Source organism: Wolbachia endosymbiont (group A) of Alloplasta piceator (assembly GCF_964028505.1).
In the GTDB taxonomy this organism is placed as follows: Bacteria; Pseudomonadota; Alphaproteobacteria; order Rickettsiales; family Anaplasmataceae; genus Wolbachia; species Wolbachia pipientis.
In genome coordinates, this window is record NZ_OZ034793.1 from 360,950 (window position 1) to 374,450 (window position 13,501).

The 13,501-nt window shown below is 34.7% G+C and carries 14 protein-coding genes; 7 read left to right on the top strand and 7 right to left on the bottom strand.

Annotated features, from left to right (window positions below; all coding sequences use genetic code 11):
• Positions 1 to 21 precede the first annotated feature (21 nt).
• Positions 22 to 195, top strand: a complete 174-nt coding sequence (locus tag ABWU31_RS01750) for a hypothetical protein (protein WP_167471214.1) — start codon at positions 22 to 24, stop codon at positions 193 to 195.
• Between the two features lie 124 nt (positions 196 to 319).
• Here the strand turns inward: ABWU31_RS01750 and ABWU31_RS01755 are convergent, their stop codons facing one another.
• Positions 320 to 1,075 carry an SDR family oxidoreductase gene (locus ABWU31_RS01755; protein ID WP_006279711.1) on the bottom strand — a complete coding sequence of 252 codons (756 nt, stop codon included), beginning with the start codon at positions 1,073 to 1,075 and terminating at the stop codon, positions 320 to 322.
• Positions 1,062 to 1,877: a YihY/virulence factor BrkB family protein gene (locus ABWU31_RS01760; RefSeq protein ID WP_353271291.1), complete on the bottom strand. Its 816-nt coding sequence runs from the start codon at positions 1,875 to 1,877 to the stop codon at positions 1,062 to 1,064. The genes ABWU31_RS01755 and ABWU31_RS01760 overlap by 14 nt, the downstream gene beginning before the upstream one ends.
• 135 nt (positions 1,878 to 2,012) lie before the next feature.
• Between ABWU31_RS01760 and ABWU31_RS01765 the strand changes: the two genes are divergently transcribed.
• Positions 2,013 to 2,342 (top strand): TrbC/VirB2 family protein, encoded by a 330-nt coding sequence (locus ABWU31_RS01765; protein ID WP_353271292.1) that lies wholly within the window; start codon positions 2,013 to 2,015, stop codon positions 2,340 to 2,342.
• A gap of 268 nt (positions 2,343 to 2,610) precedes the next feature.
• Positions 2,611 to 2,754 carry a hypothetical protein gene (locus ABWU31_RS01770; RefSeq protein WP_341810636.1) on the top strand — a complete coding sequence of 48 codons (144 nt, stop codon included), beginning with the start codon at positions 2,611 to 2,613 and terminating at the stop codon, positions 2,752 to 2,754.
• A 281-nt stretch (positions 2,755 to 3,035) separates the two neighbouring features.
• Here the strand turns inward: ABWU31_RS01770 and recF are convergent, their stop codons facing one another.
• The 3 genes from recF to ABWU31_RS01785 all read right to left on the bottom strand — a co-directional run bounded on the left by recF (position 3,036) and on the right by ABWU31_RS01785 (position 6,225).
• The gene (recF, locus tag ABWU31_RS01775; protein WP_353271293.1) at positions 3,036 to 4,133 is read right to left on the bottom strand and encodes a DNA replication/repair protein RecF; all 1,098 of its coding nucleotides are present in this window, start codon (positions 4,131 to 4,133) and stop codon (positions 3,036 to 3,038) included.
• A 16-nt stretch (positions 4,134 to 4,149) separates the two neighbouring features.
• On the bottom strand, positions 4,150 to 4,617 hold the full coding sequence (gene bcp, locus ABWU31_RS01780; RefSeq protein WP_006279715.1) for a thioredoxin-dependent thiol peroxidase: 468 nt from the start codon (positions 4,615 to 4,617) through the stop codon (positions 4,150 to 4,152).
• Between the two features lie 189 nt (positions 4,618 to 4,806).
• Complete coding sequence (locus tag ABWU31_RS01785; RefSeq protein WP_353271373.1) at positions 4,807 to 6,225, bottom strand: sensor histidine kinase; 1,419 nt, start codon at positions 6,223 to 6,225, stop codon at positions 4,807 to 4,809.
• Between the two features lie 66 nt (positions 6,226 to 6,291).
• Here ABWU31_RS01785 and ABWU31_RS01790 point away from each other — a divergent pair, with 66 nt between their 5' ends.
• The 4 genes from ABWU31_RS01790 to ABWU31_RS01805 all read left to right on the top strand — a co-directional run bounded on the left by ABWU31_RS01790 (position 6,292) and on the right by ABWU31_RS01805 (position 9,321).
• The gene (locus tag ABWU31_RS01790) at positions 6,292 to 7,467 is read left to right on the top strand and encodes an aspartate aminotransferase family protein (protein WP_353271294.1); all 1,176 of its coding nucleotides are present in this window, start codon (positions 6,292 to 6,294) and stop codon (positions 7,465 to 7,467) included.
• Positions 7,468 to 7,481: 14 nt separating this feature from the next.
• Entirely contained in the window at positions 7,482 to 7,988 is a 507-nt protein-coding gene (gene rimM / locus ABWU31_RS01795) for a ribosome maturation factor RimM (protein WP_006279718.1), read from the top strand.
• Between the two features lie 62 nt (positions 7,989 to 8,050).
• Positions 8,051 to 8,617, top strand: coding sequence for an elongation factor P (efp, locus tag ABWU31_RS01800; RefSeq protein WP_006279719.1), 567 nt, complete (start codon positions 8,051 to 8,053; stop codon positions 8,615 to 8,617).
• An 8-nt stretch (positions 8,618 to 8,625) separates the two neighbouring features.
• Positions 8,626 to 9,321, top strand: a complete 696-nt coding sequence (locus ABWU31_RS01805; protein WP_006279720.1) for an inositol monophosphatase family protein — start codon at positions 8,626 to 8,628, stop codon at positions 9,319 to 9,321.
• A gap of 118 nt (positions 9,322 to 9,439) precedes the next feature.
• Here ABWU31_RS01805 and hemA read toward each other — a convergent pair whose 3' ends face one another.
• Both hemA and ABWU31_RS01815 read right to left on the bottom strand, forming a co-directional pair.
• A complete protein-coding gene (gene hemA / locus ABWU31_RS01810) occupies positions 9,440 to 10,648 on the bottom strand; it encodes a 5-aminolevulinate synthase (RefSeq protein WP_006279721.1) in 1,209 nt (402 codons plus the stop codon).
• A gap of 64 nt (positions 10,649 to 10,712) precedes the next feature.
• Entirely contained in the window at positions 10,713 to 13,478 is a 2,766-nt protein-coding gene (locus ABWU31_RS01815) for a hypothetical protein (protein ID WP_353271295.1), read from the bottom strand.
• Positions 13,479 to 13,501 lie beyond the last annotated feature (23 nt).

Consider the following 13,501-nt stretch of genomic DNA (forward strand, 5'->3'; position numbering starts at 1 on the left):
CAATTTGCGTGGCAGATTCCAGTGCTTGACACACAGCTGTACAAACATTCATTTTTGAAGGTAAATTGCACAGCAAATGATGTCATTCAAGTAGCTGACACTGGTTCCTTTATGACGGCAGTGCCCAGAGGTGTCATCCCAGTCTGGGATCCAGAAAACTTAACTTTAAATAAGTGGCTGCATAATAAAGACTAGATTCCAGACTGGAATGACACCATAGAGGCACTGGGATGACATCCTTCCTAGTGGAGATTACTCTCAAATCACAATGTTCATACAGTTGTGGGCTTAACGGTATCTTTGCAGATACTATGGTAATTTATTCGGGAGATTTGCTGAGCGGTAAGATTTTTCCTGATATGCTGCAGTCTTCAGAAGCTAATTCCACAAATTTATCTGTTAGTTTATCAGGTGACACCAATTCAGATCCAGGAAATGCCTGCTCACTACCCACAGGTCCTTCCGTGTATACAGCATTTACACATAATTTTGTATGTTTTGTCTCAGATGCATATATCTGCACCATTATTTCTAGTGCAACTTTACTTGCAGCATACGGCATCCAATATGGATAAGAGGAAGGAGAAAGTGTCACTTCTGAGGTCATGAATATCGCTCTTCCAGCATTAGACTTTTTTAGCATTGGATCTAAGTTTTTTAGTAAGTACCAATTGGCAGTAAAATTTGTATTCATTACGTTCTGTAGCTCTTCAATCTCACAGTCATGAATGGGGTTCAGTTTGCCTAAAATTCCAGCACACGCAACTAATATATCAAGTGCTCCAGATTCTGATAATTTCAGGCTTTCTATCATGTTTGTCAGTATCTTTACATTCTCAAAGTCTAGAAGATCAAGCTGAATTAGTTTCACAGAGCCTTCTTTAAATTCTTCAAGCTCTTCAATTTCATTATATAGTGGCTTGAGATTATCAAGAGATCTTGAAATCAGAATCACACATGCACCTTCTCTTATAAACCTTTTTGCAACAGCAGAGCCTATTCCACCTGAAGCTCCGGTGATTAAAGCTACTTTACCTTCTAACTTACCCATTTCTTTCTCCTTAGCGAGATCCATTGAAATATTTTAGCTGAAAATTGAATTTTGCTCCATATATAAAAATCAAACTTAGCATATAAAAAAATAGTAATGACACTACCACACCACCTAAACTTCCATATATCAAATCCAGTTGGTCAAAGGAAGCTTTTAAGTATTGCTTAAAAGCTGAAGCAGAAATCGTCCAAAGAATAACAGCTACACAAGATCCAGGAAATACGTCTGATAAATTTTGTTTTATGTTTGGTAACATAAAATATAGCCAAGAGACTACTGTGAAAAGTACAAATTCAATAAGTAAATACCTAGTATAACTTAGCCCCTGATAGGAAAAATCAATTAGCATTGGTACTAGTGTAGAAAACACTATAGTTAGAGTCATAATAAGCGTGATTACTAAAAATTGTAATATACTTAGTACTCTTCTTAATATATAAGGCGGCGAAACCGGAACTTTATAGGCCTTATTGAGTATTGTTCTAAGCCCTTCAATTGTCGATGAAGCGGTCCAAACAGCACCTACAATTGCTAAAGTTAGTAAGCTTTGCGGCGGGCCTGATATTATCTCCCTAATACGCGGCATCAAAGATGATAAAATATCCTGTGGCATGTTATCAATGATAAATACCCAGCCAATGTTGTACTGGTCTAAAAAATTTGCGAATGTTGACGCCACAGCCATTAAAACGATGAGAAAAGGAAATATTGATAACAGAATTAAAAATGATAAATACCCTGCATGCTCCACTCCATCATTATGAATTGTGTCAATCAAAGCACGATAAAGGCAATAAACGATGCTGTAAAATTTCTGTAGCACTGTAATATAAACGAACCAAGAAAAGTATTCTAAATGAAATAAAGGATACTTTTAAGCAAAAAATCCTCACCATTTACTTAAACTTAATCAATGTGATAGATAATCAAATATGAAACAGAAATTATCGGAGGCATAATGAAAAATTTTCTTCTACTTGTAGCTTTAATTCTCTCCTTTGCGTTTGATGCAGGTGCTCCTCCTACAAGTACTACTTTTGTTGATACAAATGATACAACATCATTGGTGATATGCAATATAATAGGCTATACTCATGGCATAGGTGGACCAATGATCACAATAGTGATCATTGGTGCAGCGTTGCTTGCAATATTCGGCAGAATGCCGTGGCCAGCGCTTTTTGCACTCGGTGCATTCACTGCTGTGTTTTTTGGCGCTCCTGTAGTCGTTTCAAAAATAACACCAGGAGGTGTGATTTGTAAAAACGGTGCAGTAGCAGATAAGTAATAGAAATTGTTGGAGGCACAAACGTAGTTTTCTTTACTTGAAAGTGGTAAGTTTTACCACTTTCAGTGTCTATGACTACCTAATAAATTCTCTTTCTGTAATCATATCAGTTAAAGTCTGGATTCCAGCGCCACGCGCTAGAATGACAAGGCTTATCGTCATGCCGCCGCATACCGTCATACCGCGATTCATTCGCGGTATCTCATCAGCTAACAAGCAGCAGGATGACGGTTGTCGTTTAGCTATAAATGTTTAAGAAATTTACCAAATGAAAAAAAAGGCAAAAGAAGCCCCATGGTGGTTGGCTATTTACTATGTACTAAAATATCGGCGTTTTTTTATTCTAAAACGCTTGATTAAGAGCGATTTAGCTGCTTTTAACTTGCAACTAACCTACACCGCAAGTGTTTAAGAAATTTACTAAGCAGGAAAAAAGGCAAAGAAACCCCGTAGTAGCTAGCATTCAAATTCTCCCTTGTCAATTTGACGTTTTTTGCTGTCTTAAACGCTTTGTAAGCGCGTTTCGGCTTATATAGGTAAAAACCTAAAAATTTTTAAAGACATGCGATGCACGTAGTGCGAAAAATTAAACATGAGACGCCAAATACCCTAAGTTTTTTGTCATTAACCTGCACAGATTGCGAAGATAAATAAATAGCTTCAGTTTCATGATAAGAGGGCTGGCGGAGTTTGTCAAGTAGGTTTTGCATTTAATTCATTTGATAATTCAAAAAACTTGAAAGAATAAAGATAGCTATTGAAATTATCTTGATTTACATCAGTTATCCAAGTTTGACATTGAATACTTAACACTTCCTCCATTAACGCCTTTCTGTAATGTTTATCCAGATGAGACATTATATCATCAAGTAGAAGAAGTGGTGCCTTATTGTAATGAATACACCTTGCTTTTACACTGGATAAAATAATAGAAAGCAGTAATAACTTTTGTTCTCCAGTGGAGCACAGATTTATTGGTACGTTTCTTTTTTGACAAAAAACCCGAAAATTATCGTTATGCACACCAAAGGTTACTCTACCAGTCAATGAGTCTTTTTCTCTGTTTTCCTTTAGACGATTCTGAAAATATTCTGCAGTATCGTTCAAAGTTAGCTGGCTGCTGAATTTCAAACTTGCCTTCGGAAAAAGCTCACTGGAATGGTTATCAATTGTGTCTTGTAGTGTCTTTAAAACAGACGATCGCATACGTAAAATACTAACTGCATTAACGGCCATTATGTTTTCAAGACTAGAGAGCCAGTTTTTGTTCAAAATGTTCTCCCTCAATAGTTTACTTCGCTCATGTTTAGCTTTTCTATATTTCATGTAGCAGCAAGTGTAATTTTCCTCAAACAGTGAGACTATACGGTCTAAAAATTTTAATCTGTCACTTGGAGAATTAAGAAGAACATAGTCCATTTGTGGAATCAGCCATATTACATTGGATATCTTATACAAAGATGAATAACTCGATTGCGTTCTTCCATCAATTTGTATTAGTTTCTTATCAAAACTCTTTGCGATACCAATTGAATTAAAATCCATTCCATTAAAAAAATCATAGTGGACTATCCAATCTTCATTACTGAATCTATTTTGTATCTCACTGGCTTTTGCTTTTTTCATTCCATTGCTTTTAGCAAGCAACGAGATTGCTTCAAGTATATTAGTTTTACCAATACCGTTTTTGCCAGTTATTACAACTGAGCTATCATCTGAATCCAGTTCAAAGTTTGAGTGGCTACGAAAATTATGTAATTTCAGCTTTTTTATGTAGCAATGGGTAGCCATTAACCTATTCTTTAGTTTATATTCTCTTTACTTCTTCCAGAACCTCATCAACATGTCCACTAACTTTTACATTTTTCCAGATCTTCACTATTTTACCTTTTTTATCTATTAAAAAAGTAGTGCGTTCTATTCCCATATACTTTTTGCCAAACATACTTTTCTCTACCCAAACACCATATTTTCCCAACATTTCAGCATTCTCATCAGAAACTAAAGAAAACGGCAGAGAATATTTTGCTTTGAAGTTAGTGTGACATCTAACACTATCTTTTGATACACCAATTATCACTGTGTCAAGGAAAGAAAAATCATCTATTTTATCTCTAAAGCCTTTTGCCTCCATTGTACAACCCGGAGTATCGTCTTTAGGATAAAAATAAAGAACTACATTTTTTTTATCAAAAAATTCACTCAGTGATAAATTTTCACCAGAATCTGTTGGTAAGCTAAAATCGGGTGCATTATTTCCTACTGCTAATTCCATACCTTGCTCCATTAATAACACTTCTATCTATAGTAGTATATTGTAGTCAGAGTATCAAATTTTATATATAGCTAACAGATAAGATTCTTGATGGGGGCTTATTGATGAATTTCTGCCTACCTTCTCGGCTTGCCGCTTTTGATAAAGTGTGGTTTTCGTCTGATGTAAGGCCATATCAAATAGATCCTATTAAAAATCAATCGAATCTTCACATGTTTGTTCTTCATAAAAGAAGTTCAATGTTATCGTAGTACCAAGTTTTGCTTCACTTTTAATGTCAAAAGTTCCACCCATTAACTCTACTAATTTCTTGCTTAGCGGCAATCCGATGCCCGTACCTTCGTTTCTATACCCCGAATCTGCTTGGCCAAAAACAGACATAACTTTATATATGTCCTGCTGCATTATCCCTATTCCATTGTCATGAAACTCAATAGTTAATAAGTTTTTTTCTATATTTTCTTTTACCACCATTCTTATTAAACCACCCTTTGGGGTAAATTTGATTGAGTTTGATAATAAATTTATTATAACTTGTTTCATTCTCTTAGGATCTGCAATAACTAATAATTGCTTATTAGGTATCTCTTTTTTTAAATTAATCTCAGTTTCTCTTAATTTAGGTAATAGCATATTTATGCATGAATCAATTATTTTGTTCAGGTTAAACTTCACTTTTTCTACTGTTAAACTACTTGATTCAGCTTTAGAAAAATCGAGCACATCGTTAATTAAAGCAAGTAAATGCGTCCCTGCATTATATATATCGTCTGCATACTCCTTGTATTGAGAGTTATCCATTGAACCTAAAGTTTCATTTTTGATCAACTCTGCAAATCCAATAATAGCATTAAGAGGTGTGCGTAACTCATGTGTAACGCTTGCAAAAAACTTTAGCTTGTTTGCATTTTCTTGCTCTAATGCCTCTTTTATCTGCTGTAATTCAATGTTAGTTTTATGTTGCTTGGCCAGCATTTTGGTATTAGAAAAGTGCAAATAGAACATTATTAATATTAAAATTATTAATAATAAGCCTAAAAATAGGCCATATGCTATAACATAAGAATTATTGTAGCTTCGAAGAATCTTCAAAAAAAACGACGGTTTAGCGCTATTTTCATGGAATATAGGGAAAATAGAAGTTAATGTATTTCCTATAGTATAAAATATTTCTTGGTTACTTAATAGTTTATCAATTTCATCGTTTGTAAGTAACTGTTCATAATCATAATCTTGAGTGTTAAAATTACTGAATATTATTCTGCCGTTTTGATCATACAGTATTAAGCTGAAATCCTTTACTTTGCTCACTGATTGTAATAATTCAGCACGTAGTTTTACTAGTTGGTTTATGTAGTCAAAATTTTTGTATTTAATGTGATGCTTTTCTATTAGTAAATAATGGTATTTTTTTATTATGCCATTTTCCAGTACGCTTTTTAAGTTTACACTTGAATCACGGTAAGAAGAAAGGAAATTACTCCTTAGTAAATAATTACAATATATCACACTGAATAAAATCATAAAAATTGATGAGAATAATGCGATAACTTTTGTGTATTTGTTTTTCCCCAGTGCAGAAAACATTAATTTACCTATCTTATACATATCCTTACTCATTGCGAAACAACGGCTTTTATGTTATTAATAATAAAATTTAGCATATAATATTTTATGACAATTTCTCCTATTTTGCCAGTTTATTCTCCTGTTAATATAAATTTTTCTCATGGCAAAGGTATCTACCTATATGATGTTGATGGTGAGCGCTACGTAGATTTTCACTCCGGAATAGCCGTTAGTAGCTTAGGTCACACTAATTCGCGATTAATTAGTGCTCTTAAATTGCAAGGAGAAAAATTATGGCATATATCAAATACCTATAATATACCTGCTGCCAATAATTTTGCAGAAAAATTAATAAACAATAGTTTCGCTGACACTGTATTTTTCTCAAATTCTGGATCAGAGGCAGTAGAATGTGGACTTAAGATTGCTAGGATCTATCAAAATGGAAAAGGCAATAAAAATCGTCACAGAATTTTAACATTTCATGGTGCATTTCATGGAAGAACCTTTTTAACTTGTGCTACAAACGATAAACAGAAATTTTCTGAATTACTAAATCCCTACATTGATTGGTGTGATAACATCGAGCCCAATATTGAGAGCGTAAAGAAAGCAATTTCAAGTGGTATAGGCGTTATATTAATAGAACCAATACAAGGGCAAGGTGGTATCAAAGTAATGAATGAAGTCTTTATGAAAGAACTAAGAAGGCTGTGTGATGAAAATGACATATTGTTATTTTTTGATTGCGTACAATGCGGTGCTGGTAGGACAGGAAAATTATTCGCATACGAACATATAGGAGTGGAACCTGATATATGTGCTCTTGCAAAGGGAATAGGCGGGGGGTTTCCGCTGGGGGCTTGTCTTGCAACTGAAAAGGCTGCTAAATATATGGCAGTTGGTATGCACGGTTCCACTTTTGGTGGCAATCCGCTTGCAACCTCAGTAGGTAATGCTGTGCTCGAAGAATTGCTCAGCCCCGGCTTTTTGAAAAATGTTGAAATTAGAGGTAAATACTTAAAAAATAAACTAGAAGACTTAGCAAGTAAATTTCCAATAATAGAGGAAGTAAGAGGGAAAGAGTTAATGCTTGGAATAAAAGTGAAAGCAGACAATCAAAAGTTTGCAGAAGAGTTAAGTCATCGCGGCTTGCTTACTGTTGGGGTAACATCAGACAACGTTGTGAGAATTTTACCTCCACTCATTATCACTGAAAAAGAGATTGATGAAGGCATCGAGATTTTGACTCAATATTTATCTGAGAAATCTTCTGATTAGATACTTGCATTAATATGAACGACAATCTGGTATGCTTAGGAATTATTACCTCTCCTCACGGAATTAAAGGAGCTGTTAAAGTAAAAACCTTTACTGAAAAGCCTGAAAATATCTCCTTATATGGTAAGCTAATAAGTGGTGATGAGAATTATAAAATAGACTCAGTATCCGTCATAGGTGATAATTTAGTAATAGCTACAATAAGCGGAGTGAATTCCCGTAATGAAGCAGAGCTTTTAAGGAATAAGAAGCTATATATAGAAAGAAGCAAGTTACCAGAGCTAAATGATGAGGATGAATTTTACCAAAGTGACCTTGTAGATATGGAAGTAAGGCTGAAAAGTAATGAATTATATGGCTATGTAAAATCTGTGTATAATTTCGGCTCAGGGGATATATTAGAAATTTTAGTTATCAGCACAAAAAAACGTATTATGCTGTCTTTCACTAAAGAGATATTTCCACATATAAATATAAAGGGGAGGTATATAGTATTAAATATACCAGAATTTATTGACTAATAAAGACTTTGATATTTATATAAAGCTATTTATAATTATAAGATCAAATTGAAAATGTAATTATGGCAGAAAGAGCTAACGATATCAGACCAGGTCAGGTGTTGGAACATAACGGCGGATTATTTTTGGTTGTAGGTATTATGCATACTCAACCTGGTAAAGGTGGTGCATACATACAAGCCGAAATGAAAAACATCAAAACCGGAGCAAAACACTATGAAAGATTTCGTTCTGATGCAACAATCAGAAGGGCAATTTTAGATGAAGAGGAATATGTTTACCTTTTCACTGAAGGAAACATTGTAAATCTTATGCATCCAAGTAATTACGAGCAAATCACTATAAATTTGGACTTATTGGGAGAAAAAAAAATTTATTTACAGGATAACATGAAAATTAAAGTTGTAGCTTATCAAGACAAAATAATTTCTGCGCATGTGCCTGATTATGTTACACTTGCTGTGAAAGAAACAGAGTCTGTTATTAAAGGACAAACTGCTACTGCTTCTTATAAGCCTGCAATTTTGGAAAACGGAATGCGCGTTAACGTGCCTCAATTTATAAAAGAAGAGGATAAAATTGTAGTATATACTCCAGGTGACAGCTATTATGAAAGAGTGAAAGAGTAAAAGGAAGAATGTCCCTCTCATCACCACGAATTAATGTGATGCTTGATTCTGTGCGTAATGCTTCCAAGCAGCTTATGCGCGATTTTAATGAATTGCAAATTTCTAATGTTAAATCAGCAGACTTTATTAATAAAACTTATTCAAAATCCAAGCAAACCATATACGATTGCTTGCACGACTACAAACGAGACTATGGTTTTATTTTTGAAGATGATACTGATCAAGAAGTAAAAGATAACACTTATACCTGGTTTATTATGCCTATAGAGGGCAGGGAGAACTTTTCTAGTTGCATGGTTTATTTTGCAGTATCAGTCTGTCTCATTCATAAAAATAAAGTTGTGGCAGCTGTAATTGATGCTCCGGCTCTTAGAGAAACTTTTTGGGCAGAAGAAAAGAAAGGTGCTTTTCTTGAGGATTTTAGATCTCGTCATGTAAAAATGCGAGTGAAAAGCCGTGAAGGGGGTCTAATAGATGTAAGTGGTAATTTGTTAAATAAATTGCTGCCTGGCAATAGTAATGTACGCTCCATAGGTTCAACAATTTTAGGCTTTGCATACCTTGCGGCAGGAAGGCACAGTGGAATAATTTACTCTGGAGTTAACAAATATAAAGCCTTGCTCGGTAGACTTTTTCTGCAAGAAAGCGGTGGAAGGCTAACGGAAGACAACGGGCTAATCATTGCTGGAGATATAAAACTATAGCTAAAGTAATTTATGTTTACCTACAATTTGATAAGCGTAAAACTCGTCATTCCGCTACTTGTTAGCGGAATCCATGCTGAGATATCGCGAATAAATCGCGGTATGACGTAGGGCTGTACTAGCTATAGCATAAGCAGGCTACAGAGATAGACAACTTTTCGAAAACTTTTACAAGAGATTCTGTTAAATGCTCTATCATTTCATCGGTATGATAAGGTGTAGGGGTAATACGGAAACGCTCAGTTCCTCTTGGAACTGTCGGGTAATTTATATGTTGAACATATATTCCATACTCATCAAATAATAATTTTGATGCTTTTTTGGATAACTCTGAGTTGCCAATTATTATTGGAATTATATGAGTTTCTGTTGGAATGAAGTTAATTCCTGCATTTCTCAGTGAGTTTTTTACTTTTTCAACGACTTGCTTTTGCTTTTCCCTTTCAATGTTGCTCGATTTTAGGTGCTCAACGCTTGCCTTTGCTGCCGCTGCTAAAACAGGCGACATAGCAGTGGTAAAAATAAATCCTGGAGCGGAACTTCTTATTACATCTACCAAGCTCTTTGAAGACGCTATATACCCACCCATCACTCCAAAAGCCTTTGATAGTGTACCTTGAATAACGGTTATTCTATCCATCAGACCTTCTCTTTCTGCAATTCCGCCACCATGTGAACCATACATGCCAACTGCGTGCACCTCATCCAAATAGGTAATTGCATTATGTTGATCTGCCAGGTCGCATATTTCTTTAAGCGGAGCTACATCACCATCCATTGAATATACGGATTCAAGTGCTATTATTTTTGGTGTCTTTTTGTCTATAGACTTGAGTAACTGCTCTAGATGATTAACATCATTGTGTTTAAATATATGTTTTGGCCTTTTTCCTGATTTTATGCCTTCTATCATCGAAGAATGGTTCTTCTCGTCTGAAAAAATTACTACGCCCGGAATAACAGATGATAAAGTGCTAAGTGTTGTCTGGTTAGCGAGGTAGCCACAAGCAAAAGTTAAAGCAGCCTCTTTTTTATGCAAACAAGCTAAGGATTTTTCAAGTTCAACAACCTCTTTTGTTGTACCAGATATATTTCTTGTTCCTCCAGCACCAACAGATGAATTTTGGATAGCGGCAATTACACTCTCATTTTGTGACATTCCCAAATAGTTATTACTGCACCAGACTATTACTTCCCTATTTCTTTCATAGTCCATAATGTGGGGGAGCCTACCTGGTAATGACGCAAAGTGCGTAAATTCACGGTAGCGCCCCTCATCTTTTATATCTTTTATTTTATTCAAGAATATTTCTTCGTAGTTTACCAAGTCCTTATTTACCGATAATTAACATAATTATAATAAATTATTAAATGGTAAACTACTATATTTATTATACATGTACGGCAGTAGGTACTTTCCCCGTGTTGAAAGATTTTTCAACCTCGTTGTTTTCAACTTGGCTTTTAGGTGTACAGCAGTATATAACTGCAGCAGCAACCAGACAACAAGCTCCAACTGCTATTCCTGCAGCTAGCATTTCCAAATAAACTGCAATAGCTACTCCTGAAACAACTCCAGCTACTGCTAACGTCCATGTAGCTATGGTAGGCCACTTACTCTTTTGCGTATTTTGTGTTGCAGTAATAGAGGTTGATTGATTGTTTATAGCACTAGTTTTTTCTACTGCTGCAGGCTTTTCCTTACTGTTAATAACACCTCCAATTGTAGACACATTGTCAGCATTCGAAGAAACTTCACTTACCCCCAACTTCTTTTCACAACCCGTAATTTCTGGAGTTGTGGTAAGTGTACTATTGCTTCCGGTATTATTAGAACTTGTAGATTGGTCTCCTGAATTTGGCAAATCGTTGTTCAGTGAAATATTAACATTACCTTGTTTTGTATTATGGTTTTTAATTTCTTTTTTAATTTCTTCTACTTTACCCTTAAAGGGACCTTCTTTATTTTTTACATATTGTAGTACAAGAGTAGGAGAGTTACTTTTTAGAATATTTTCGAGTTCTTCTCTTGAGTTAGTACTGGTTTTGCTTATAAGTCCATCAATCTTTTTCTCAACAGGACTGGCAAGTTGCTTAACACCTTTTTTTCCGCTGCCTTTTTTGATTTCACCCTCCTCAAAATTATTAATTAAAGGCTCCTGCGTTGAAACCCCTGTGTTATTTAAGATAGCATTTTCTTCCTCCCCTGCAAGAACATTTTTTTCTGTCTGTTGACTGCCAGCACTTTTGGATTTTGGGTTTCTTTGACTGCTTGGTTGATTGTTATTCTCTTCATTTACTACAGCCGTATCGCCTTTTATAACAGGTGATACTGCATTATCACTGCTGCTTCTTTTATTAACTTGTGTATTCGCTTGTGTCTGTATATTTGCTTTACTGGAAGTATTGATTAATTTACTACTTTCTAACAAATTTCTAATTAGATATAGATGACTCAAAGTATCTCTATTTTTTTGATACTCATTACGAGTCATACTTGGAGAAAGTTCCATACTTATTTTTTCAAGCTGTTCTGCAATTACTGGTAAAGCTTTCTCAAATTCTTCCTTGCATATTGCCTGAAGAGCTGCGAATTTTAGGTCAACATGCTGACATAAGGGTACAACAACTCCATAACTAGCTTCTTTTATTGCATTTCTCAGTATATTTTGTATGGTTTGCCTGACTACTTGCTGTTTATTATTGAGTATGCTTTGATAAATTTGAGCATGAGCTAGAACACTGACTATAATGTCTTGACTTTCAGTATTAGACAATGCAATCAGAATTGATTCATATATTTCATCAAACTCGTTGTTTTTAGATTTATGATCAAGATAATTAATAACATCATTGCTGCATTTAGCACATTTTTCACACAAGTGCTCGATAAATGCAATATTACCAGCATCCAATGCAGTTTTCAGAATTAAATCATAAATTTCTTTTCTGCCACGAGCTCCTATGTTTTTCAGGATTTGTTGCCCTAGTATTGTAATAACTTTATCATCTGCAAATGCTTGTTCATATACATCGTAAATGGCACGATCTGCACTATTAGTGTATCGTTTGCACAGGTATTCAATGACAGATGTGTGTTCCTGGCTTATCGCAGTTTCTAACAAGGTAGCAAAGCTCTTTTTTAATAACTCTTCTGTTGAGGCTTTTTTAGTTAGCTCATTAATATATCTTTCAAATGCATCTAGCACTATCGTGATGAATTCTTCATTTTTGATCAGAGACGCTGTTTCAAGCACACCATACAAAGGATCAGGTTTACTTGTTTTTAACACCTGTCCAAAATCTCTTAAAACGTATTCGACAAAAACTGCATTTAATAATTCTTGCTCTTTTCTTAATGCTATAACTGAGAAAAAGCCAATCTTATTGGATTGGCCAAGTTGTATGGATTGATCTTTTAATTTATCATAAATCCCATCAGTATCATGGAATCTTCCTATAAAAGCTTTAACGTATTCTTGACCACCAACAAGTACAGGTAAAAGACTTAAATTTCCTTCAGCAAAAAGAAAATCCTGATATTGCTCTACTAGCTTGTCATTAGCTGCAATTGCCAATAGTACCAATTCTTTTACTGAATAATCATACTTGAAACCCTCTTGATCAAATTTATATTGTGATAGTACATTTGAATATATATGTTGATGGTTGCTTCCGTTTTGTAACTCCAAATTAAGTTGATTTGAACAGAAATCTTTGAGATTTTCATTATCCAGCGTAATAGACCTGCCTTCATAATCTTCAATATTTTGTACAACCTTGTCTAATTCTTCACAATTATCTTCTTGTATAGCTTGATTTAAGATATTTATAATCTCAGCAAAAGTTAAGTTTTTAGGAATGATACCATATGAATCTTCATCTTTTAACTCTACAGTAAACGACCTATCACAACCATCAGGAAAGTTTGCAAGTATTGCATTCTCTAAACTTAGATCTTCAGGGGGTGTGCTACATGGAGTAGCTGGTATCTCTTGACTTTCGCTATCTAAAACTTCAAACTCTTCTTCAATACCTGAATCTTCAGAATCTGGTTTTTCAAAACCATGCCAACTTTTGATTAATCTTTCAGAATTTGATTGGCCCTGTGAAGTTGTATCTTGTGATACAAAGTCTCTAAAATTGGAACCAAACATGTTTTACCTCCTAACTAGCAGCT